The sequence below is a fragment of the Gordonia sp. McavH-238-E genome, assembly GCF_022348225.1.
In the GTDB taxonomy this organism is placed as follows: domain Bacteria; phylum Actinomycetota; class Actinomycetes; order Mycobacteriales; family Mycobacteriaceae; genus Gordonia; species Gordonia terrae.
The window spans coordinates 23,483-44,390 of the sequence record NZ_JAKRFE010000024.1 but is presented as its reverse complement, the minus strand read 5'-3'; the positions used below and the strand labels follow the sequence as shown (position 1 = coordinate 44,390).

The following is a 20,908-nucleotide window of genomic DNA, read 5'->3' as shown; positions in this document are numbered from 1 at the left end:
CGCGCCCCTCAAGGACCGGACAAGTCGACCCCAAGTTCGCACCAAGCGCCTGGCGACATCCTGTTGTCCATCACCCGATCACCACGATGAGCAGCCGAGACCGGGCATCCGCCCACTCCAGACGATAGGAACGACGATGTCGCGCAGCATCCCCAGCTATTCGCAAGCCTCCGCCGATCGGATTGCCGGACCCGGTGACGACGTGCCGCCCGTGGCCAGGCCCTTCTGGCAGTTGGGTCGGCGTGCCGCGGTGATCGCGGCCTGCGTGGGCTTCTCGGCGCTGGCGGCCTGCAGTGTCAGCGTCGGCACGCAGTCGATCGAGGAGGCCTCCGACATCGACGTGGGCGAGTGCCTGCAGATCGGCTCGGAGGCCGGCGAGGGCAAGGTCGAGGCGACGAAGGCCGACTGCGAAGGAACCGAGGGGCTGACCTTCTACGCCGCCGACAAGGTCAACACCTCGGCGGAGTGCGGCACCCCCAACACCTCTGCGCTCACGTTCGGTGAGGGCGACCAGAAGCTCTGCCTCACACCCAACTTCGCGGTCGACGCGTGCTACCAGATCCCGGTCAACGGCGGCAAGCTCGCCGACTACCGCGAGGTCGAGTGCAGCGCCTCCCCCGCGGTCAGCACCATCCTCGCCAAGACCGTCAGCCGGGGCGGGGATTCCCTCACCTGTACCGAGGACGAGACGAAATGGTCGTTCGCACAGCCTGTCTCGGTCGGCTACTGCCTGACCGAGGACGTCACCGCCGCCAGCCGCTTCGAGGGCTGATCGGCGCTCTGGGGTCCGGGCGCGGCGTCGACCAGGTCGTGGGTGACGCGGTAGTCCGTGCGCATCCGCGCCATCGCGACGTCCCGTGCGCGATAGGCTTTCTCGAGCCGAGTCCGCGCGCGTCGGGCTCCCCCGACCCGCTGCACCGACCCGGCCGCCGCGAGGACCGGCCCGACCCGGCTCAGGACATGCTTGAGCCGGCCGTCGGGAATCCGGAGCGCATCCGCGTCGGCGTCGCCGATGAAGACCCGCTGCAGGCCGTGCATCGTCGTCGCCGCAAGCCGATGTCGGAGCGCCGCCGGTCCGGGGAAGACCGCGGCCAGTTCCGGTACCAGGTAGTCGTCGGTCAGCGCGACGACGAAGTCCCGGTCATCGGGGCCCGGCCCCGGCGAGGTCAACCGGTAGAGGTCTTCGATGCGGACGTGGTCGGCCTCGCACACCGGGTTCAGCTCGGGACTCATGCCGACGACGTGCCCGACGTATCGCCACAGGTGGTAGATGTCGTCGAGTTCGCGGTCGGTGAACCGCACCCCGAGCTTGTGCATCGCGTCGATCGCGATGTGCCCGAACTCGGCGATCGTGAACGCCATGTACGGCTGCGGGATCGGCACGCCCCAGGCCTTCTCGTCCCAGTCCCCGCGTGTGAGCAGCATGTGGCGGACGTGCGCGTGGATCATCCGGACCCGTACCGTGTACGCGAAACCGGGTCCGTCACGACGCATCCCGCCGGGCGTGAGCACCTGACCCAGCCACTCACCGACCTCGACCGAGCGCACCGCCGGCTGTGACACATACCGTCCGGTGACCGCGAGCGGCTTGCCCGCGATCGTGTTACCCGCCCCGCGGACCAGCGAGGCCGCGCCGAGCACGATGCCCAGCGGCGCGGTGTTGACGACCAGCGCATCAGCCGCGCGGCTCATCCGGTCGTGATCGACCCAGTCGGGCTCGTCGTCGAGGAACCCGAACAATGCCCGCAGCGAGTCGGTGGCGTCGTCGACCGAGTCGATGCCGCTCTCCAGCGCCGCCCGCAGCACGGTCGTCGTGGGGCCGCCGGGCTGCCGGTCGGCGGCCACGGCGTCGGCGAGTGGGTCCGCGAGCCACATCTGGTCGAGCCAGTCACGGCCGGCCGTCCCGAACCGCTGTACGGCGAGGTCGATGTTCACGAGGTCGGCGGGCGCGGTCCGTTCCATCAATCCATGAGAACACGAGCAATCCTCACTTACCATTCACTTTTGATGGCATCGTCGACGAACTCGAAAAGTACAGCACTGCAACGACGCAGTGCGCCGAAACAGCAACGCGGCCGGGAGATGCGCCAGCGGCTGCTCACATCTACCCTCACTCTTTTGGAGCGTCGCCCCGGCCGCCGGCCGACGACCGCCGAACTCGCCGGCCACGCGCACGTGAGCATCGGGACGGTGTACCGCTACTTCGCCGACATGGACGCGATCGTCGAGGAGCTGCGCCTCGCCGCCGTCCACGACATCACCGCGACCCTCGCGAGCGGTATCGGCCGGGCGATGGACCAGCAACCGGACATCGCGATGGTCACGGTGGTCGAGACCCTGGTGTCGTCGTTCGAGTCGCACGCGCCGGTACTGCGTGCCTCACTCGAGATCGGCGAGCACGGCTTCGGCGACGCCTGGGCGGAGGTCGAGGGACCCCTCCTCCCGCTCGCGCGGATTCTGCCGTCGCGTCTGCGGCCCGACCTCGACGACCGGGCGATCGACGAACTGGTGTTCCTCACCATGGGCGCGACCGCCAGCCTGTGCCTGCGCATCGCGTTGCAGCGGCCGCGGGACGCCGACCGGGCGTCGCTCGTCGCGATGGCGGCGCGAATGCTGCTGGCGGCTTTCGATTCACCACCCGCCGATGCTGCCGGTTGAGGTCCGGGTCTCAGAGGCTGCGCTGTTCTGCGTACTCCGCCATCGCCGTTCGCTCCGCCTCGTGTTTGGGGTAGAAGAAGAACACCACGGCCGCACCGAGCAGGACGATGCCGGCCGCCGCGCCGTAGGCGTTCTTGTCACCCTGGACGAACGCGTCGCGGGCCGCACCGATGATCTGATCGGCATACTGCGGGTAACGCTCGGCCATGACCTCGGCACTCGAGAACGACTTCGTGAGCGCGGCTTCGGTCTGTTCGGTCACCTGGTCGGCCTGCGGTGAATCGGAGATGCTCTGCTGCAACTGTTTTGCGTAACCCGCCGTCAGGATCGCGCCGAGGGTGGACTGCAGGATCGCGCCGCCGAGGTCGCGTTGCAGATCGGACATGCTCGACGCCATCCCGGCGCGCTGCACCGGCACCGAACCGGTCAGCGACTGCGACGCCGGGGTGCCGGCGAGACCGACGCCCACCCCGACGAGGACGTAGACCAGGCCCACATGCCAGAAGTGGGCGTGCTCGTCCCAGGTGAGCATCGCGAGCACCAGGCCGACGACGATGAACGCGTAGCCCGACAGCAAGGTGAAGCGCGAACCCATGTTCTGCACCAGCTTTGCCGACCGTGGTGCCACGACGATCATGGCGGCCGCCGCCGGGAGGATCGTGGCGCCGGCCGCGAGGGTGGAGTATCCGAGCACGTTCTGCATGTACTGCTGCCCGATGAACATCGCTCCCATGAGCGTGCCGAACACGATCAGCCCGCCCACCGCCGCGACCCAGAAGGTCCGTCGGGACGCGATCCGTAGGTCGAACAACGGAACCCGCACCCGCAGCTGCCGCCAGACGAAGCCCGCGCCGGTGAGCAACGCGATCGCGGCCAGGATGTAGACCTGGAGTCGCTGATCGGAGTTGGGGGCGAAGTTGATCGCGAGCACGAGCGACCCCACCATCACGATGGACACGACGCCGCCCAGGTTGTCGACGACCGCGGCCTCGTCACCGTTGTCAGCGGGCACCAGCCGCCATGCGGCGAGCAGCGCGACGACGGCCAGCGGAAGGGTCACGAGGAACACCGAGTGCCACGACAGGACCTCGAGCAGAGCCCCGGACAGCACGGGCCCCAACGCCGAGATCGCACCGCCGAACGCCGACCACGCGGCGATCGCGCGGACGCGTTTCGGTCCCGACCACAGGGCGGTGATCACCGCGAGGGTGGTCGGGAAGGCCAGGCCCGCCGCGATGCCACCCACCAGGCGGGCGCCGAACAGGACCTCGACGTTGGGCGCGAACCCGGCGACGAGCGACGCCGGGATCGACAGGCACATACCGATGACGAGCATTCGCTTGCGGCCGTGCCGGTCTCCCAGCGCGCCGAAGTAGAGCACCGACGCCGCGAGGCCGAGCGAGTAGCCGACCGCGACCAGGTTCAGCTGCGTCGAACTCGCGTCGAGCGCCTTCCCGATGTCGGGCAGCGCGACATTCGCCACCGCGAGATTGATGTTGGCCACCCCGGCCACCAGGATCAGCGCGACCAGGATCGCTTTCGCCCGTTTCGGGGCCGTACCCGCCTCGACCACGGCCGTTGTCGACGTCATCGGGGAATCGTACGTGCGCGAGGACCATTGGGCCCGGGATCTCAGCGGACCGGGCACAAACCGGTCACGCGATCACGTTGCTGTTCGTCCCGGAGGCCGGGACGAACAGCAATGGGATCTCAGTGAGTCCGATCAGAGACAGACGCTGATGGTGGCCGGCCCGATCGGGATGCCGAAGCAGATCGCGACCGAACCGACAGCCTGGACGGGCTGCACCGGTTGCACGGCCGGCGCGGCCGAGGCCGTCGGCGCGGTGGCCAGACCGATCGCGCAGGCGGCACCGGCGGCGGCCACCCCGACAGACGTACGACGCATGATCCTGGACATGCTCATGAGCAGCTCCCCTCGAGCTCGAGTCCCCCCGGACAACCCTGCGGATGGGGTCAACACGCAGGTGATGGTGACTGCAGAGTCTACGCCTCGGCGCCCGCGTCGTACCCGTCCCGGAGGTCGGATCCCAGGAGAGGTCACAGGCTGATACGGAGACCGTCCCACTCGTGGTCGTGCATGAAACCCTCGGCGAGTCCGACGCGGTACTTGAGGCAGCTGCGGAGGATTCCGGCATACGCGAACGGGAGCATCAACGCCGGCTTCTGGTCGCCGGGAGACGTGACCACGTCGGACGCGCCGCGAAAGTCACGGACGAAGTCGCGCAGGGTCCGGTCCTTGCGCGACGAGGAGCGCCACCCGTAGAGCAGCATGCCCAGCCCGATCATCTTGTCGACGCCCGAGCCGGGGGTGATCGGCCCGTCGTCGGGGTCCCAGGTCCCGAGGAACGCGCGGTCGACTCCGTCCTCGGGCGTGAACATCATGATCCCGCTCGTCGCGCGCGGGTTGCATTCGATGCAGAACAGATCGGCGGCGTCCCCCGAACCGTTCCGGTCCTCGATGAAGTCGAATCCGATCTGGCCGGTGAAGTTCACCCGGCGGACGAAGTCACGGACCCAGCCGGCGATCTGCGGATGGTCCACCGATCGGAAGTTGAGGCACGAGCTGCCGTCGATGGCGTAGTCGACGGGGTAGGTGGCGTGCGCGTAGACGCGGCCCTCGTGGCAGACCGAATAGGTGCAGTAGTTGTTCCCCGACGCCCACTCCTGCGCGATCCACGGGTTCTGCTCGTCGTGCTCCAGCCACGTGAGCGGATCGCCGGGGGTCACCTTGTGGACCTTCTGCGACCCACGCGAATAACACCGCTTGAGCGCGAACGGCTGGGAGAAGTCGAGCGCTCCGACGTCTTCGGGACCGGTGACCCGCGCGAACTTGCGCGTCGGGATGCCCAGTTCGACGAGAAGCTCTTGGAAATCGTACTTGTTGTGCAGCCGGTTCTCGGTGGTGAAATCGGAGAGGAACAGGCGACATTCGGGTGGGAACAGATCGGCGAGCATCGCGATGATGTCGGTCTCCTCGTGCACCGGTATCACCATGTCGACGTCGTTCTCGCTCACGATCCGCGCGAGCGCGTGGCAGTACGCGAGCGGCTCGAACTTCGGTGGCGGCACCCGGTGAAAGTCGCTCACCGCGTTGGAGAACCGGCCGATCCCGACCGGGATGGAATCGACGATGCTGACACGGTGCCCGGCCGCGGCCATGAGCCGCGCGAGTTCCAGGGTCAGGAACGACCTGCCGAATGTGATCAGTACATGGGCTTTTCCGGCGCTGTTCACCCGAGCGAGTCTAGTGCCGCCGGCGCGCGACGTACGGGCGGCCGATCGTCGAGGGGATCCCGCCCACAATTCTGCGCGCGAGGGAATATTCGATACCGTCCTGTCGGTTCGTGCTGTTAGTTTCTCCACGATCGGCCGGCACGTCGCACCTGCGGTATCGCGACCAGCACCAGCGCGGAGCCGGTGTCACCTCGGCCGATCGCGTGAGTTCGTAGTCGGGGTGGTCGGCGGTCCGGGCTTCACCAGAGGCTCATCCAGGCCGAGTTGGAGGAGGCATGCAGCTGTTCGTCATCGGCGTGATCGCCGCCTGTCTCGCCGCAGTCGCCTACGGGATGTCGACGGTCCTGCGCGCGCTCGGTGCGCGCCGCGTCGCCGAAGCCGCCGCCGACGAGGGCGAGGGCATCACCAACGAGAACGGCGCACCGACCCTCTCGTCGACCATGTCGACGCTGGTCGATCCCGCATTCATCCTCGGCACGACGCTGGTCGTCCTCGGGTTCGCCGGTGGTGCGCTCGCCGCCCGGTTCCTGCCCCTGTTCCTCTCCCAGACCATCGTGTCGGCGAACCTCGTCATCACCGCACTGCTCGGCACGATCATCCTCAACATCGCGCTGCACACCCGCGAATGGGTCGCCATCTGGCTGGTCGTGATGTCGCTCTGCCTGCTCGGCGTGGCGTCGTCCCACCACACCGGCGGTGGCGAGGAGGTCGGATTCCACTGGGGCCTGTTCGTCGCGACCCTCGCCCTGTGCGCCCTGGCCCTGGTGGGCGTCTACAACCTCGGCCCGGCCGGTGCGATCGTCGGCGGGGCGTCGGCCGGCTTGCTGTTCGGAATCATCGCCATCGCGGTCCGCATCCTCGACGGAGTGCAACCGTTCGACCCCGTCGCCCTGCTGAGCGATCCGGCCGCATGGACCATCGCCGCGGCGGGCGCGGTCGGCTTCTACGTCCAGACGGTCGCACTCCAACTCGGCGCGGTGAACGGGGTGACCGCTGTCCTCGTGGTCGGCGAGACGGCCGGTCCGAGTCTCGTGGGGGTCGTGTTCCTCGAGGACACGGCCAAACCCGGACTCGGCTGGCTGGCGATCCTCGGCTTCGTCGGCGCGGTCATCGGCGCCGTGCTGGTCGCGTGGTACGGCTCGGTCGACCCGGACCACCTTGGCGAGGCGCCGCCGATGAAGGGCGGCTGGCGCCGTGGCCGCGAGGAGCCCGAATCCGACGAGGCGTCCGCCGACACACCGGCCGGGACCGACGGGGCGGCGCTGACCGACGGGTCGGCGCTGACCGACGGGTTCCGGGCGCCGGGTGACGACCCGCCCCCGAGCGACCCGTCACCCGATCCCGGCTTCTGGTCGGTCGGCGACGACTCCGTCTACGGCGGCCGGGACTCCCGCCGCAACTGACCGCTGCGCCTGCTCCGCAGATGGTTGACACCCGCCCCGCAGATGGAGAGGGTGGGTTGATGACATCGACCAGCACGGGCTCCGCGGCCCGGCTCGCCTACGAGACCCTCGAGCCCTTCCATATCCTGGCCTACTTCAACCCCGGACTGAAAGGCGCACAGGAAGACACCGGGCTCGATCCGTACGCCTTCTACGTCGGTGCGCGGGGTGCGCCGTTCGGCCCGTGCACGGCCTCGGTCGTCGCCTCCGCCTTCTACAACTTCAACCCCGAACTGATCGCGAAGAGTTGGACGGCCGCCATCGACGCCGGGCTCGAGCGGGTCCACGACCGGCGCAACCAGATGCTCGACGATTCGCTGCGCGACATCCTCGGCGACTCCATCGACGATGCAGAGCTCGATGAACTCGCTTCTGCCTATTACGATCTCGCGGCCGGCCTGCCGCTCGGCGGTCGCCCGCTGGCCGCCGCGTGGTCGACGGCTCCGACGCCCGACACCGCACGACTGCGGCTGTGGCACGCCATCGCGGTACTCCGAGAATGGCGCGGCGACAACCACATCGCCGCCCTCGCGCTCCATGGACTCAACGGATTCGACGCGGCCGTCTTCCACGAGGCACAGCTGCCCGACCCCACCGTCCGGCGGCGCACACTCGGCAAACGCATCGTGCTGTTGACCCGCGGGTGGTCCGAGCAGGACTGGGAGGACAGCGTCGATCGTCTCGCCGACGCCGGGCTGGCCGAACGCGTCGACGACGGGCACCGACTCACCGCCTCCGGCGCGGCGACCTACGACGACATCGAGGCCACCACCGATGCTGCGGGAGAGTCCATCTGGGCCGGCACCGACGATCTGCTGGCGCGGACCAGGCCGGTCGTGAAGGCCGTCATCGACGCGGGAATCCTGCCGGGAACGAGGACGAAGTGAGTGCATCCGACGGTCGACTCGAGGACCTCCGGGCGATCGAGAACCTCAAATACCGGTATCTGAGGTCACTCGACACCAAGGACTGGACGACGTTCGCATCGACCCTCACCGACGACGTCACCGGCAATTACGGTGAGGGACTGAGCTTCTCCGACCGGGACGAGTTGGTCGGGTACATGCAGACGAACGTCGGACCCGCGGTGATCACCGAACACCGTGTCGCGCACCCGGAGATCGAGATCGACGGCGACACCGCACACGGTCGCTGGTACCTCCAGGACCGGGTCATCGTCGCCGAGTTCTCGTTCATGCTCATCGGCGCCGCGTTCTACGACGACACCTACCGTCGCACCGCGGACGGTTGGCGCATCAGCAGCACGGGCTACGACCGCACCTACGAGGCGACCATCGGTCTCGCGGACCTGCCGAGCTTTGCACTGAAGGTCGGTCCCGCAGTGCGGGTCTGAGGCCGGACGATGGGCCCGCGCACCTTCGCCGACCGCCGCGAGGCGGGCCGCCTGCTGGGTGCGCGGGTCGTCACGGTGGCGAACATCCTCGCGCCACCCGTTGTCCTCGGCCTCGCCCGCGGTGGGGTCCCCGTGGCGCGGGAGGTGGCCGACGCGATCGCAGGGACGGCGGGAGCCTGCGACCTGGATGTCCTGGTGGTCCGCAAGATCGGGGCGCCGGGTCACGAGGAGTTCGCGATGGGCGCGGTCACCGCGCGCCATCTGGTGGTCAACGACGACATGCCCCGTCACCTCGGGGTGTCCCGCGCCGAGTTCGAGGAGGCCGCCGACCGGCAACGCCGTCTTCTGCACGATCGCGAACGACGCTATCGCGGCGACCGCCCGGAAGCCGAACTCCTCGGCCGGACAGTCATTCTCGTCGACGACGGACTCGCCACCGGATCGACCATGGCCGTGGCGGTCGACTCCGTCCGGGCCGTCGGGGCCGCCCGCGTGGTGGTGGCCGTACCGACCGCACCGTCGGATTCGGTTCACCGCCTACGGGACCGCGGAGTCGACGAGGTGATCGTTCTCGTGACGCCGGAACCGTTCCGCGCCGTCGGCCTGTCCTACGAGGATTTCGCCCAGGTCGACGACGACGAGGTGATCACCGCCCTTCGCCGGCCGGGCGACTGAGCCGCCGGCGCACCCCCTGAAAACAACCCGTCAGGGCGACACCGCCGACATGCCGTCGACTGTCTTTTTCTACGGGTGGATGTCAGCGCGGTTGCGGCCGAGCGTCTTTGAGCAGGAGCTCGGCCAGTTCGGCGCGGTCGCCCACATCGAGCTTGGTGTACGCGCGGAACAGGTGCCCCTCGACGGTGCGGACCGACACGGTGAGCCGTTCGGCGATGTCCTTGTTGGACAGGCCCGCTGCCGCGAGGTTGGCGATCTCGCGCTCGCGGGAGGTCAGCGGCAACGGCTGCGCGGCCGAGATCAGCGCCGGTGTCCGCAGGCCTCCGCACGCCGACGCCAGCCGGTTCGCCACCGCGGCCGACGCCACGGTCGCCGACCGCTTGTCCGCCGCGTCGTGCAAAACGCTGGCCTGCGCCGACGCATCGGCGGCGGACAGACACACCCCGGCGTCCTCGAACGCCGCCGAACACAGATCGAGTTCGACCGCGTCGCCGTCACGCAGCGCCGCTGCGTGACGCGCGTACAGGTCCGACAGCGGACCGTCGACGCGCTCCGCCAGTTCGGCGAGCCGATCGGCGACGCCCCCTTCACCGAAGCGTGCCGCGGTGTGCAATGCCTCGACCTCCACCGCGAACTGACCCGCGGCGCGCGCGGACGCCGCCGCGGAATGGGCGAGTTCGACGGCGGGCGTGACGGTTCCGGCCGCGGCCGCCTGCCAGGCCGCCGCGATGGCGAGCATCGGCCCGAACACCGCCACGTGCGTGCCGGACTTCTCCCGCGCCTTGGCCAGCGCGGCGCCGGCACGGTCTGCCTGCCCCAGTGCGCTGAGGGCCTGCACCAGGAAGATGTGGGCGGGGAAGTTCCAGGACTCGGAGAACCGGCCGCTGTCGAGAATCGCGAGTGTCTGCTCCATCCGACGGGTCACCGACGCACACGATCCGCGCGCGAGTTCGACTGCCGCGACCAGGATTCCCGACATCGCCCAGCCCAGGTACTGCGCGGTCTGAGCGGCGGACACGAAGCGTCCCGCCGCGACGTCCGCGTCGCCGAGCCGGCCGGTGAGGGTCAGCGCGAGGGTCTCGCCGAAGCCGGTGGGGAACCGGAGCAACCCGTCGACCTCGACCTCCCGTGAGTGCTCGGCCAGCGCCCGGACCTCCGCTCCCCGGCCGGCCACCGCGCGGGCGAGGCTGCCGCCGAACACCGCCCATTCCACCGCCCAGGGAAGCACCTTGGACTCGGCCAGGACGGAGTCGGACAGCGCGATCGCCTCGTCGATCCGATTCTCGAAAAGCGCACATGCCGAGGCGATTCCGGTGACGATCGGCGTGAGTGCGGGGTGGGTGACGCGCTCGGTCAGCAGCTGCAGTATCTCGTCGGCCCGCTCGGCATCACCGAGCGCCCAGAATGTGTTGCCGATGATCGAGTTGCCCCACAGCACCAGCCGGCCCTCGTCGAGGTCATCCGGTGAGAACCGCGCCAGGATGTCCCGCGCCTCATCCGGATGCCCCTGCCACATGACCGCCCGCGCGAGCAGCTCGGCCTCCTCGAGTCCCCCGCCCTCGTCGAGTGCCGCGCGCGCAAAGCGTTCGCCGAGTGGTGTCTGCGCGAGATTCAGTGCGTCGCGGGCTGCTGTCCGCACCAACGACAGATCGATCTCCACGTCGCTCTCGATCGCGAGGTCGGCGAGACGAATGCGTTCGGCCGGAGTGTTCGTGGGACGTGACCGCAGCGCCTCGACGAGTCGGCCGCGCAGCCGTCGCGACGAGACCAGACCCAGCCGGCGTCGGATGACCTCGCCGAACAGCGGGTGGTGGAACGCGACATCGAGGCGCCGCCCGTCGCGGGTGATGCGCACCAAGCCGGCGATCTCGGCCTCCTCGACGGCCTCTTCACCGGCGAGTTCGGCGAGGACGTCGATGTCGAGCGGCTCGCACAGGCTCAAGTACTTCAGCGCGCCCAGGACCGAACCGTCCAGTTGCTCGATCCGGCCCTCGAGCAGCGACGCGAGCTCCGAGGTGATGGCGGCACGCCCGCGGAGTTGCCACACACCGTTGACCTGCCGCAGGGTGTCGGCCTGCCGGGCGCCGTCGACGAGATGCCGGAGGAACAGTGCGTTCCCACCGGAGGCCTCCCACATGAGATTCGCGGAGTGCTCCTCGAGCTGGCCGTCGAGCACGGACTCGATGAGCTCGACACTCTGTTCTTTGGTGAACGGCGACAACGTGATCCGCGTGAGATGGTTGTCCTTCCACAGCGAGGTCACCGCATCCGGGACGGTCTCGCCGCTGCGCACGGTCGCCACGATGTGCACCGCACGGTCGATCGCGAGTTGATGCAGGAGCGTCGCCGACAGTTCGTCCAGGAGGTGGGCGTCGTCGACACCGATGACGACATCGCCGTCGGCGAGCAGTGATTCACGCGCTGCCGCAAGATAGGTGACCGGATCGCTCGACGTCGCCGGGCCGACGAGATGAGCGAAGACGCCCAGCGGGATCGACCGCGCGGACTCGGTACCCGCGACCCATCGCACCCCCGTGGGCAACTCGGCGGTGACATGCCGCGCAAGGGTGGTCTTGCCGACGCCGGAGTCGCCCGTCAGGACCACGCCACAACCGGTCGTCTCACCCCTGAGTGCCGCCTGGATCGTGCGGAACTCCCGATCGCGCTCGACAAGCGGCCAATTCGTGGACATAACCGCGAATTTTAGTCTGCCGGTCCCTACAATGGGCCGCGCCGAAGCACCAATGTGGTCCAACCGGATGGCAGTGGCCAGCACTCAGCGAATCCCGGATTCGACATCAGCGGATCGAAGTACGCGAACTACGCATCCCGGGCGTTCGTGACCGCCACCGCCGCCGCCAGGAGCACGAGAGTGAACGCCGCGAAGTACAGCAACGATCCGTAGGCGTTCCAGTGGAAGGTGTCGCTGCCACCCGCGAGGAAGTTCCAGCCGTTGAGGAACGGCAGGAACGACACGATGTGCTCACCCACACGCGGGAGCACCGACACGATGCGCTCGAGGGCCAGCATCCAGACGAGCATGATCGCCACCGCGCCCGCCGAATGCCGCACGAGCGCCCCCACCGCGAGGCCGATCAGCGCGCACAGCATCGCGAAAACCGGCGTGCCCCAGAGATGTCGGACGGTCTCGGACCCGGTCAGTGAGACCCCGACACCGGACAGCATCTGCGCGACCACGACCGCGACGACGCACAGGATCGCGACCACTGCGAACGAGAGTCCGCCGAACACGACCGCCTTCGCGATGAGGACCCGTGGGCGGCGCGGAATCGCGGCGAAGGTCGGGCGGATGGTGCCGAAGCGATACTCGGTGGTGACACCCAGGATCGCCATGATCGCCAGGACCGCGACCCCGAACTGGTCGACGCCGATCAGGAAGTCGCCGGTGAGGGTGTCGGCCTCGCCGGGACTTCCGTACGAGGTTCCGGCGACAGCACCGAGCAGCACCGCAATGCCCAGACCCAGCACGACGACGACACCGAGGCACCAGTACGGCGACCGCGTGCTGGCGAGCTTGATCCGTTCGGCGTTGATCGCGGCGATCACCGGCTCACTCCCCCCTGATTGTCGGTGGCGGTGTAGTCGACAGCGTGGGCCGTCATCGACATGAACACCTCTTCGAGCGACGCCGACTCGGCGGAGAGCTCGTGCAACGTGATGCCCGCGGCGGCGGCGAGATCGCCGACGTGATCGGTTGTGGTGTCCGGTATGCGCATCACCGGACGCCCGCGATCATCCGGGTCTCCCGGTGCGGGGTTCAGCCCCGCCGCGGCGAGCGCGGCATGCAACTGCTCCAGCTGCGGGCCGCGCACCCGCACGGACTGCCGAGCCCGTCCGGTGAACTCACCCACCGAGCAGTCGGCGATCAGCCGCCCCCGCCCGATGACGACGAGATGATCTGCGGTGAGCGACATCTCGGTGAGCAGGTGGCTCGACACCAGCACCGTTCGACCCTCGGCGGCGAGCTTGCGCATGAACCCGCGGATCCACACGATCCCCTCCGGGTCGAGGCCGTTGACCGGCTCGTCGAACAACAGCGTGTGCGGGTCGCCGATGAGGGCACCCGCCAGCCCGAGTCGCTGCGACATGCCGAGCGAGAAGCCGCCCGCGCGTTTCTTGGCCACCGAGGTGAGCCCGACCGTCTCGAGCACCTCGTCCACCCGGGCGACCGGGATCTGGTTGCTCGCCGCCAGCCATCGAAGATGAGAACGCGCACTGCGGTTCGGGTGCACCCACCGGGCGTCGAGCAGCGCGCCGACCTGACGCAGCGGGTGGTCGAGGTCGCGGTAGCGCTGACCGTTGATCGTGGCCGTACCCGAGGTCGGGCGATCGAGACCGAGCATCATGCGCATCGTGGTCGACTTGCCCGCACCGTTGGGCCCCAGGAAGCCGGTCACCCGTCCCGGCCCGACTTCGAAGGTGAGGTCGTCGACCGCGCGTTGACCGCCGAAGTCCTTCGTCAGATTCGCTACCCGCAACACGCCTCGACCATAGCCGTCCAAGCCGGAGCGGCCCGGTCCGTCATTCGGACGGCCTGTCGCGGGCGACCGTCAGCTCTGCTCCCGGCCGGGCGAGGACGCGTGGGCCCAGAAGCGCTTGGGGATCCGGCCCGCCCGCGCGGCCAGCCGGCCCGCGATCACCGCATGCCGCATCGCCGTCGCCATCTGTTCGGGGTTCTCCGCGCGGGTCACCGCGGTGGCCAGAAGTACTCCGTCGCAACCGAGTTCCATCGCCAGGGCCGCGTCGCTCGCGGTACCGATGCCGGCGTCGAGGATGACCGGCAGCGGGTCGTCGAAGCGGGTGCGGCAGTCGTCGACGATCATCTCGATGTTGTGCGGGTTGAGGATTCCGAGGCCGGTCCCGATGGGCGAGCCGAGTGGCATCACCGCGGCCACGCCGAGATCGGCGAGTCGTGCGGCCAGGACCGGGTCGTCATTCGTGTAGGCCAGGACGACGAATCCGTCCGCGACCAGGGCGGCCGCCGCGTCGACGAGCTCGATGGCGTCGGGCATCAGGGTGCGCTCGTCGGCGACCACCTCGAGCTTGACCCAGTCGGTCTCGAACGCCTCGCGCGCCAACTGCGCGGTCAGCACCGCCTCGGCGGTGGTGTGGCACCCCGCCGTGTTCGGCAGAACCGCGATGTCGAGCCTCCGCAGCAGGTCGAAGACCCCGGTGCCCGAGGCGGCATCGACGCGGCGGACCGCGACGGTGGTGAGTTCGGTACCCGACGCGACGAGTGCGCGTTCCAGGGTCGCGAGATTCGACGCGCCACCGGTGCCGGTGATGAGCCGAGACGAGAACTCGCGGCCGCCGATCCGCAACGGGTCGGGTGTCAACTGGTCAGCCACCCTGCACCGCCGTGACGATCTCGACGACGGCGCCATCGGTCATGGTGTGCCGGTCCCAGCGGCCGCGCGGGACGACCGCGCCGTCCACCGCGACCGCGATCCCGCGATCCGGCAACCCGAGTCCGGCGACCACATCGCGCACCGAGGCGTCGGCCTCGACGTCCACTGTCTCGCCGTTCACCGTGATACTCATTCCTCGACTCCTTCCAGGATCGACAGGACCCGCTCCGCGGTACCGGGAGCGAGGACGATCCCATTGCGTCCGTGCCCGGTCGCCACGACCGTGCGGGCGTCCACGCGGGTGACGAGCGGTAACCCGTCGGCGGTGCACGGCCGCAGGCCGGCCGCCGCTTCGGTCAGCTCATACGTCCGCAGCCCGGGCATCACCTCGATCGCGTCGGCCAGCAGGTCGGCGACCCCACCGGCCTGCGGCGTCCGGTCGGCCATCCCCTCCGCCTCGTACTGGGTCGCCCCGACGACGACCCCGTCCTCGCGCGGGACCACGTACACGGCGCGGCCGTGCAGGCGAGCCCGGACGACGTGGTCGGGCGGGGGCACCGACCACCGCGTGCGACGAAGCCGCAGGATCTCCCCCTTGGCCGGGTGCAGGTCGACGTCCGGCCACAGTGCCGCGGTGCCGAGTCCGGCGGCGAGCAGGACCTGCGCGTCAGGGCCCAGGTCGTCGACATCGGACAGGGACTCGAGGCGAGCGGAGACGAGCTCGACGCCGGCACTGGTGGCCGCGGCGCGCAGCGCCTCGAGCAGTCGGCGGTTGTCCACCGACCATTCCCCGATCGCGCGGTAGCCACCGACGAGTCGAGAACTCAGTGACGGTTCCAGTGTTCGGATGTCGCGGCCGGTCACCGGCTGCAGCGCGGCATCGGTGCCGGGCTGACCGGACCAGACGAAGTCGGCGAGGTGCCGCAGATACTCGATGTCGGTGGCCGAGGCCGCGACGAAGAGCGAGTCGGTGGCGGTGACGACGGCCGGATCGTCGAGTCGCTTCACGAGCGCAGGCCAGCGGCGGACCGACTCGACCGACAGGGCGAGCGATGCCTCCTCGCCGGGGATTCCCTCGCCGAGCGAACCGAGCATGCCGCCCGCGACCCACGAGGCGCGCTCCTCGGTGCCGGCGTCGAGTACGCGAACCCGCCACCCGGCGTCGGCCGCGGCGAGCGCGCACGTCAACCCGATGACGCCGCCGCCCACGACCGTGAGCGGGCGGTGCGCAGGCTTCTGCTGAGGGGAATTCACGCTGGAATCACCTTCCTTCGCCGGAATGACCCGGATCAGGTTCGACGGTCAGCGGATGGGTCCGCACTCTCAGCCCGGCCGATCCGGACTCCCGTGTGTTCGTGCGGTCCACCCTACGCCCGGGCCTCGGGCGTCCGGTTAGCCTGGTCGGCGTGACGACCCCGAACCCCACCACGTCAGCGTCCGCGGACTCCGGCCGCGCGGCGGACCGTCGTCGTCGGCTCTCCGCGGCCCGCCTCTACCTGTGCACCGACGCCCGGCGCGAACGCGGCGACCTCCTCGACTTCGTCGATGCCGCGCTCGCGGGCGGCGTCGACATTGTGCAGCTCCGTGACAAGAACTCACCGGGCGAACGCGAGTTCGGGACCCTCGAGGCGCGGGAGGAACTCGAGATCCTCGCCGGGATGCGGGCCGTCGCCGATGCGCACGGCGCATTGCTGGCGGTCAACGACCGCGCCGACATCGCGGCGCTCTCCGGCGCCGATGTCCTGCACGTGGGACAGGGCGACCTCGCGGCGTCGGCGGCCCGCCGGATCGTGGGCCCGGACGTCGTCATCGGCGCCTCGACCCATGACTCCGACCAGGCCGCCGCCGCGATCGCCGACGAGGACGTCGACTACTTCTGCGTCGGCCCGTGCTGGACCACGCCCACCAAACCCGGCCGCGCCGCCGCCGGCCTCGACCTCGTCTCCGCCACTTCGGAAATGCTGTCGGGGACACCACAATCGCCGAAGCCGTGGTTCGCCATCGGCGGGATCGACGCCGGCCGCGTCGGCGAGGTCACCGCACTCGGCGCCGAGCGCATCGTCGTCGTCCGAGCCATCACCGCGGCCGCCGACCCGGCCGCCGCGGCCCGCGACCTCGCCGGGATGCTGTAGCGGCTCACCGCCGGCGTCGGGCAAACACGTTTGCCCGGTCGATACCTCGGGTCTATGGTGGACCGATCATGTTGTGCATCACGAGCGTTCTCGTAACCCGCCGCAGCGGGGTCTGACTCTGACCGACCCCCCGCTGCGGGTCGGTTGCGCTCTCCAGTCGGTCATCCGTTCTTCGACCGAAATCGGTTAATGAGATGCACCCTCTTCATCTGTCCCATCCATCCTGTTCGTGGCATCAGTGCGGCGACCGCCGCGGTGACGATCTGTTCACCGAGCGGTACGGACGTCCGCTTCCCCCTGGAATGCACGAGGAGGCGACCGGGATGACCTGGCAGGAATTCACCGACGAATACTCCCGTGGCGGCGCGATCAGGCTCGGATCATGGTCGGTCGTGTCGTGTCCGGGCGACCTGGTCGAGTGCCGGGCGACGCTCGCGATCGCCGACCGCATCAGGTCGTGCAGCGCGGTCGCCGCCGGTCCGGTCGGCGCGATGACCTCGATCCTCCACGACGTCGGCGCCCCGGTTCAGATCGTCCGCCTGCATCAGCGGGTGGTCGACGGCGTGGTCACGACGTTCCTGCTGTGCGAGAACGACGGCCGCCAGGCGTGGGCCGCCGGCGAGGGTGCGAGCGGCGACGAGGCGAACGTCCACGCCCTGATCGCGGGCGCGAACCGTCTGCTGGACGCCGATCGTGTCGGGGTCTGACGGGTAGGGAGCGGGACTCAGCTCTGGGGGTCGAGCATCGCGATGCGCTCGCGAAGCGTGGGCCAGGCGAGCCCGAACGCCGGGTGCAGCGGCAGCTGGTCGACGCGCTTCTCGTCGACCCACCGCAGCTCGGTGGATTCGAAGTTGGCGACCGTGCGGACCGGCGAATCGGTCTCGGCGATCACGGTCGTGTAGGTCCATCCGCCGGGTGACTCGTGGGTGACGACGGCCGCGACGACGCGCAGATCGTCGCCGGTGATGCCGGCTTCTTCCTCGGCTTCGCGAATCGCCGTGTCGACGGCGCCTTCGTGCGAGTCGCGCGCGCCGCCGGGCAGCGCCCATGTCCCGCCCTGGTGCGACCAGGCGGCGCGATGCTGGAGGAGCACACCGGTCGATCCCTCCGGCAACGGCGCCCGCAGCAGCAGACCTGCCGCGCCGTGGACACCCCAATATCGTGAACCGTCGGGATCGATCACCCAGCCGTCGCCGTCGCCGCGCACCACGCCTCCTCGCAACCCGATCGCGTCGACCGGGTGCCTCCACCGTAAGTGAGACGCGCGCCACCTGCCAGGGAGTCCGCGCAGCGCTTGCGGATCCCGGGTGGCGAACCCTGAGGCGACCCGGTTGCACGCACTGCGAGCCGAACGGTCGAGGTCGGCGACTCGGGGCCGGTCGAGCCCGGAGGAACCCCGCCCGATGGCATAGGGTGAAACACGCACGACCCGGTGAACGATGACCCAGATGACACAACACCTGGCGTTGATCGCCCGGTCACGCGAATCCGGAACGGGGAACCGGTGACCGTACGACCGCACCGGAGACGATCCAGCGTTCGAGAAGGGATCAGGTAGGTGACCGGCGACGCGTCCTCCGTGCGGACGGCGCTGACGCGTGGCGGTCGCACGATCCGACCGGCGCAATCCTCACCCCCGATCCGACAGGTGCTCGCCGACCGGCGCGAACTCGTCGCCACGGCCCGGGAACGCGCCCAGTCGCCCTTCCAGACCCTCCGGCACTTCGCGGTCACCACCCCCGGCAAACTCATCATCATCTGCGGCATCCTGGCGCTCGGCTGTCTGAGCACCGGGCTGTACGCGTCGACGGTTCTCGAGGACCGCACCCAGACCCTGCAGCGCCTCATCGATCGGACCGAACCGCTCGCCGAGGCCGCACAGGTCCTCTACAGCTCGCTGTCGATCGCCGACGCCTCCGCGAACGCCGCGTTCATCTCGGGCGGTCTCGAGACGCCCGAGTTGCGGCAGCGCTACTCCGACGCGCTGGCGACGGCGTCGTCGTCGTTGATCCTGGCGACCGGTACGTCCAGCGAACCCGGTTCCGGCATGGCGTCGGACCGGGCGGAGCAGGCCGTCAGCGCCGACCTCGAGACCCTCTCCACGTCGATCCCGGTGTACAGCGGTCTCATCGAGACGGCGCGAACCAACAACCGACTCGGCAACCCGGTCGGCTCGGCGTACCTCGGCCAGGCGTCGTCGATGATGCAGGACGAGATCCTCCCGGCCGCACAGCGCCTGTACGAGCGGCGGTCGATGGCCATCGCCGATCCCCAACACACGCTCACCCGCCCGCCGTGGACCGTGTACGCGCCATTGTTGTTCCTGCTCGCCGCGCTGGTGCTGACCTCGCGTTACCTCGCGCGCCGAACCCGCCGCCGGTTCAACCTCGGGATCGTCGCGGCCATCTTCGCCCTCAGCATCGGGACGCTGTGGCTGCTCGCCTCCGGCCTGATGTCGGTGGCGGCGACCAGCGACGCCCGCACCGAGGGCGCCGACCCGCTCCGCGACCTGACCGCTGCCCGCATCCTCACCCAACAGGCCCGGTCGGCGGAGACGCTGTCGCTGATCCGCCGCGGCGACCAGGGCGGACTCGAACGCAGCTTCTCCGCGGCGACCAGCGAGATCGGCAACATCGTCGACGACGTGCGCGGCGGAACCGAGGACGGCGACAGTGCGGTCACCGCCGAGCAGCTGGACACGGTGACCGCGGCGCTGACGGAGTGGAAGCGCACCGACGCCGCCGTCCGCCGCTACATCCAGACCGGGAACTTCGGTCTCGCCCGCCTGCACACCGTCGGCGACGGACCGGACAGCTCCGCGCGCGCCTACACCGCGGTCGACACCGCGCTGGTCGACGCGATCACCACCGCCCGGAACTCGTTCCGCGACGACATCAACACCGCGCAGCGCGTCCTCGGGTTCACCGGCACCGGCATCCTGCTGCTCACCGTCTTCGCCGGTGTCGCGATCGTGGGCGGTCTCATCCCCCGGATCCGGGAGTACCGATGACGACCATGCCCGCACCTCATACCCCGTCACGTCACCGCGTGCTGACGTTCGTGGTCCTGCTCGCGCTCACCGGCCTCGTCGCCACGGGGTGCGTGCGGTTTCCCGCACCCGAATCGCCCCCGCCCACCGCCACCGCCGGACCACCGGTGCTGCCCGGCGTCCAGGTCGACGTGCCGGTCGAACCACTGCCGAGTTCCGAGGCCTGCAATGCGACCCTGACACTTCGGCCGCCCGCCCAGATGCCGCTCCCGCGCCAGATGCCGCCGAACTCGACGATGGCCGGGATCCTGGAACGCGGCCGGCTCATCGTCGGCCTCGACATCGGCTCCAACCTGTTCAGCTTCCGCGACCCGATCACCGGCGACATCCAGGGCTTCGACGTCGACATCGCGCACGAGATCGCCGGCGCCATCTTCGGCGACGACCGTCGCGTCGAGTTCCAGGTCCTGAGTTCCGCCCAGCGGATCGACGCCCTGCGGGACATGACGGTCGACGTGGTGATCAAGACGATGAGCATCACGTGCGACCGGTTGCGCGACATCAGCTTCTCGGCTCCCTATTACGTTGCCTCGCAGCGCATTCTGTCATTCCGGAATTCGAATGTCACCGGCCCGGCGCAGCTGGCGGACAAGCGTGTCTGCGCGGCGCGCGGGACGACCTCGATCGGCCGCATCCAGGCCATCCAGCCCCGCGCCACCATCGTCAGCACGACGACCTGGGCCGACTGCCTGGTGCTGATGCAACAGGGGCAGATCGACGCGGCGACCACCGACGACGCCATCCTCGCGGGTCTGGCCGCCCAGGACCCGTGGTTGCGGGTCGTCGGCCCCAGCCTCGGGGAGGAGTTCTACGGCGTCGGAATCCCGAAGGGCCAGGACGACATGATCCGGTTCGTCAACGGGGTCCTGGAGCGCATCCGCGTGACCGGTCGCTGGCAGGAGATCCGCGACCGGTGGTTGTCCATCCTCGACAGCGGGTACGGCGCGCCCCAGCCGTACTACCGGGACTGATGC

Annotated in this window: 21 protein-coding genes and 1 riboswitch; of the genes, 10 read left to right on the top strand and 11 right to left on the bottom strand. The window is 69.5% G+C overall.

The annotated features are described in order from the left end of the window. Positions 1–136: 136 nt before the first annotated feature. Positions 137–772 carry a pyridine nucleotide-disulfide oxidoreductase gene (locus tag MHN80_RS24225; RefSeq protein ID WP_239403986.1) on the top strand — a complete coding sequence of 212 codons (636 nt, stop codon included), beginning with the start codon at positions 137–139 and terminating at the stop codon, positions 770–772. Here the strand turns inward: MHN80_RS24225 and MHN80_RS24220 are convergent. After that, complete coding sequence (locus MHN80_RS24220) at positions 724–1,962, bottom strand: oxygenase MpaB family protein (RefSeq protein ID WP_239403985.1); 1,239 nt, start codon at positions 1,960–1,962, stop codon at positions 724–726. The two genes, MHN80_RS24225 and MHN80_RS24220, sit on opposite strands and share 49 nt — an antisense overlap. Before the next feature lie 120 nt (positions 1,963–2,082). Here MHN80_RS24220 and MHN80_RS24215 point away from each other — a divergent pair, with 120 nt between their 5' ends. Further along, entirely contained in the window at positions 2,083–2,658 is a 576-nt protein-coding gene (locus MHN80_RS24215; protein ID WP_004022469.1) for a TetR/AcrR family transcriptional regulator, read from the top strand. A 10-nt stretch (positions 2,659–2,668) separates the two neighbouring features. On the opposite strand, the gene MHN80_RS24210 is transcribed toward MHN80_RS24215, so the two are convergent. The 3 genes from MHN80_RS24210 to MHN80_RS24200 all read right to left on the bottom strand — a co-directional run bounded on the left by MHN80_RS24210 (position 2,669) and on the right by MHN80_RS24200 (position 5,913). Further along, positions 2,669–4,249, bottom strand: coding sequence for an MFS transporter (locus MHN80_RS24210; protein WP_239403984.1), 1,581 nt, complete (start codon positions 4,247–4,249; stop codon positions 2,669–2,671). 132 nt (positions 4,250–4,381) lie between these two features. Further along, positions 4,382–4,582 carry a hypothetical protein gene (locus tag MHN80_RS24205; protein WP_239403983.1) on the bottom strand — a complete coding sequence of 67 codons (201 nt, stop codon included), beginning with the start codon at positions 4,580–4,582 and terminating at the stop codon, positions 4,382–4,384. A gap of 134 nt (positions 4,583–4,716) precedes the next feature. Continuing rightward, positions 4,717–5,913, bottom strand: a complete 1,197-nt coding sequence (locus tag MHN80_RS24200; RefSeq protein WP_004022472.1) for a hypothetical protein — start codon at positions 5,911–5,913, stop codon at positions 4,717–4,719. A 275-nt stretch (positions 5,914–6,188) separates the two neighbouring features. Between MHN80_RS24200 and MHN80_RS24195 the strand changes: the two genes are divergently transcribed. The 4 genes from MHN80_RS24195 to MHN80_RS24180 are packed head-to-tail and all read left to right on the top strand — an operon-like array spanning position 6,189 to position 9,384. Beyond that, complete coding sequence (locus MHN80_RS24195) at positions 6,189–7,316, top strand: EamA/RhaT family transporter (RefSeq protein WP_239403982.1); 1,128 nt, start codon at positions 6,189–6,191, stop codon at positions 7,314–7,316. A 59-nt stretch (positions 7,317–7,375) separates the two neighbouring features. Then, on the top strand, positions 7,376–8,242 hold the full coding sequence (locus tag MHN80_RS24190; protein WP_239403981.1) for a hypothetical protein: 867 nt from the start codon (positions 7,376–7,378) through the stop codon (positions 8,240–8,242). Further along, positions 8,239–8,709: a nuclear transport factor 2 family protein gene (locus MHN80_RS24185; protein ID WP_101820810.1), complete on the top strand. Its 471-nt coding sequence runs from the start codon at positions 8,239–8,241 to the stop codon at positions 8,707–8,709. Before MHN80_RS24190 ends, MHN80_RS24185 begins: the two co-directional genes overlap by 4 nt. A 9-nt stretch (positions 8,710–8,718) precedes the next feature. Beyond that, complete coding sequence (locus tag MHN80_RS24180; RefSeq protein WP_101820809.1) at positions 8,719–9,384, top strand: phosphoribosyltransferase; 666 nt, start codon at positions 8,719–8,721, stop codon at positions 9,382–9,384. Positions 9,385–9,466: 82 nt separating this feature from the next. Here the strand turns inward: MHN80_RS24180 and MHN80_RS24175 are convergent, their stop codons facing one another. The 6 genes from MHN80_RS24175 to thiO all read right to left on the bottom strand — a co-directional run bounded on the left by MHN80_RS24175 (position 9,467) and on the right by thiO (position 16,007). Then, positions 9,467–12,076 carry a LuxR family transcriptional regulator gene (locus MHN80_RS24175; RefSeq protein ID WP_239403980.1) on the bottom strand — a complete coding sequence of 870 codons (2,610 nt, stop codon included), beginning with the start codon at positions 12,074–12,076 and terminating at the stop codon, positions 9,467–9,469. 128 nt (positions 12,077–12,204) lie between these two features. Then, positions 12,205–12,951 carry an ABC transporter permease gene (locus tag MHN80_RS24170; RefSeq protein WP_101820808.1) on the bottom strand — a complete coding sequence of 249 codons (747 nt, stop codon included), beginning with the start codon at positions 12,949–12,951 and terminating at the stop codon, positions 12,205–12,207. After that, positions 12,948–13,886: an ABC transporter ATP-binding protein gene (locus MHN80_RS24165; protein ID WP_239403979.1), complete on the bottom strand. Its 939-nt coding sequence runs from the start codon at positions 13,884–13,886 to the stop codon at positions 12,948–12,950. Before MHN80_RS24165 ends, MHN80_RS24170 begins: the two co-directional genes overlap by 4 nt. Before the next feature lie 69 nt (positions 13,887–13,955). Beyond that, positions 13,956–14,753, bottom strand: a complete 798-nt coding sequence (locus MHN80_RS24160; RefSeq protein ID WP_239403978.1) for a thiazole synthase — start codon at positions 14,751–14,753, stop codon at positions 13,956–13,958. Next, positions 14,746–14,946 (bottom strand): sulfur carrier protein ThiS, encoded by a 201-nt coding sequence (gene thiS, locus MHN80_RS24155; RefSeq protein WP_239403977.1) that lies wholly within the window; start codon positions 14,944–14,946, stop codon positions 14,746–14,748. The genes MHN80_RS24160 and thiS overlap by 8 nt, the downstream gene beginning before the upstream one ends. Further along, a complete protein-coding gene (gene thiO / locus MHN80_RS24150) occupies positions 14,943–16,007 on the bottom strand; it encodes a glycine oxidase ThiO (protein WP_101820845.1) in 1,065 nt (354 codons plus the stop codon). The genes thiS and thiO overlap by 4 nt, the downstream gene beginning before the upstream one ends. After that, a riboswitch (TPP riboswitch) is annotated at positions 16,002–16,112 on the bottom strand. (Overlaps the previous gene by 6 nt.) 47 nt (positions 16,113–16,159) lie before the next feature. Here thiO and thiE point away from each other — a divergent pair. Further along, positions 16,160–16,885, top strand: a complete 726-nt coding sequence (gene thiE / locus MHN80_RS24145; RefSeq protein ID WP_239403976.1) for a thiamine phosphate synthase — start codon at positions 16,160–16,162, stop codon at positions 16,883–16,885. A 323-nt stretch (positions 16,886–17,208) separates the two neighbouring features. After that, positions 17,209–17,592, top strand: coding sequence for a hypothetical protein (locus tag MHN80_RS24140; protein WP_239403975.1), 384 nt, complete (start codon positions 17,209–17,211; stop codon positions 17,590–17,592). Between the two features lie 17 nt (positions 17,593–17,609). Here the strand turns inward: MHN80_RS24140 and MHN80_RS24135 are convergent, their stop codons facing one another. Beyond that, positions 17,610–18,092: an NUDIX hydrolase gene (locus MHN80_RS24135; protein WP_101820842.1), complete on the bottom strand. Its 483-nt coding sequence runs from the start codon at positions 18,090–18,092 to the stop codon at positions 17,610–17,612. Positions 18,093–18,443: 351 nt separating this feature from the next. Between MHN80_RS24135 and MHN80_RS24130 the strand changes: the two genes are divergently transcribed. Continuing rightward, positions 18,444–19,895, top strand: a complete 1,452-nt coding sequence (locus MHN80_RS24130; RefSeq protein ID WP_004019761.1) for a hypothetical protein — start codon at positions 18,444–18,446, stop codon at positions 19,893–19,895. Between the two features lie 5 nt (positions 19,896–19,900). Next, positions 19,901–20,905 carry a glutamate ABC transporter substrate-binding protein gene (locus MHN80_RS24125; RefSeq protein ID WP_374206412.1) on the top strand — a complete coding sequence of 335 codons (1,005 nt, stop codon included), beginning with the start codon at positions 19,901–19,903 and terminating at the stop codon, positions 20,903–20,905. Positions 20,906–20,908 lie beyond the last annotated feature (3 nt).

Bases quoted from the DNA above. Each gene is read 5' to 3' on its own strand.
- MHN80_RS24225 (WP_239403986.1), top strand. From the start codon at position 137: ATGTCGCGCAGCATCCCCAGCTATTCGCAAGCCTCCGCCGATCGGATT.
- MHN80_RS24220 (WP_239403985.1), bottom strand. From the start codon at position 1,962: ATGGAACGGACCGCGCCCGCCGACCTCGTGAACATCGACCTCGCCGTA.
- MHN80_RS24215 (WP_004022469.1), top strand. From the start codon at position 2,083: ATGCGCCAGCGGCTGCTCACATCTACCCTCACTCTTTTGGAGCGTCGC.
- MHN80_RS24210 (WP_239403984.1), bottom strand. From the start codon at position 4,249: ATGACGTCGACAACGGCCGTGGTCGAGGCGGGTACGGCCCCGAAACGG.
- MHN80_RS24205 (WP_239403983.1), bottom strand. From the start codon at position 4,582: ATGAGCATGTCCAGGATCATGCGTCGTACGTCTGTCGGGGTGGCCGCC.
- MHN80_RS24195 (WP_239403982.1), top strand. From the start codon at position 6,189: ATGCAGCTGTTCGTCATCGGCGTGATCGCCGCCTGTCTCGCCGCAGTC.
- MHN80_RS24190 (WP_239403981.1), top strand. From the start codon at position 7,376: ATGACATCGACCAGCACGGGCTCCGCGGCCCGGCTCGCCTACGAGACC.
- MHN80_RS24180 (WP_101820809.1), top strand. From the start codon at position 8,719: ATGGGCCCGCGCACCTTCGCCGACCGCCGCGAGGCGGGCCGCCTGCTG.
- MHN80_RS24175 (WP_239403980.1), bottom strand. From the start codon at position 12,076: ATGTCCACGAATTGGCCGCTTGTCGAGCGCGATCGGGAGTTCCGCACG.
- thiS (WP_239403977.1), bottom strand. From the start codon at position 14,946: ATGAGTATCACGGTGAACGGCGAGACAGTGGACGTCGAGGCCGACGCC.
- MHN80_RS24140 (WP_239403975.1), top strand. From the start codon at position 17,209: ATGACCTGGCAGGAATTCACCGACGAATACTCCCGTGGCGGCGCGATC.
- MHN80_RS24125 (WP_374206412.1), top strand. From the start codon at position 19,901: ATGCCCGCACCTCATACCCCGTCACGTCACCGCGTGCTGACGTTCGTG.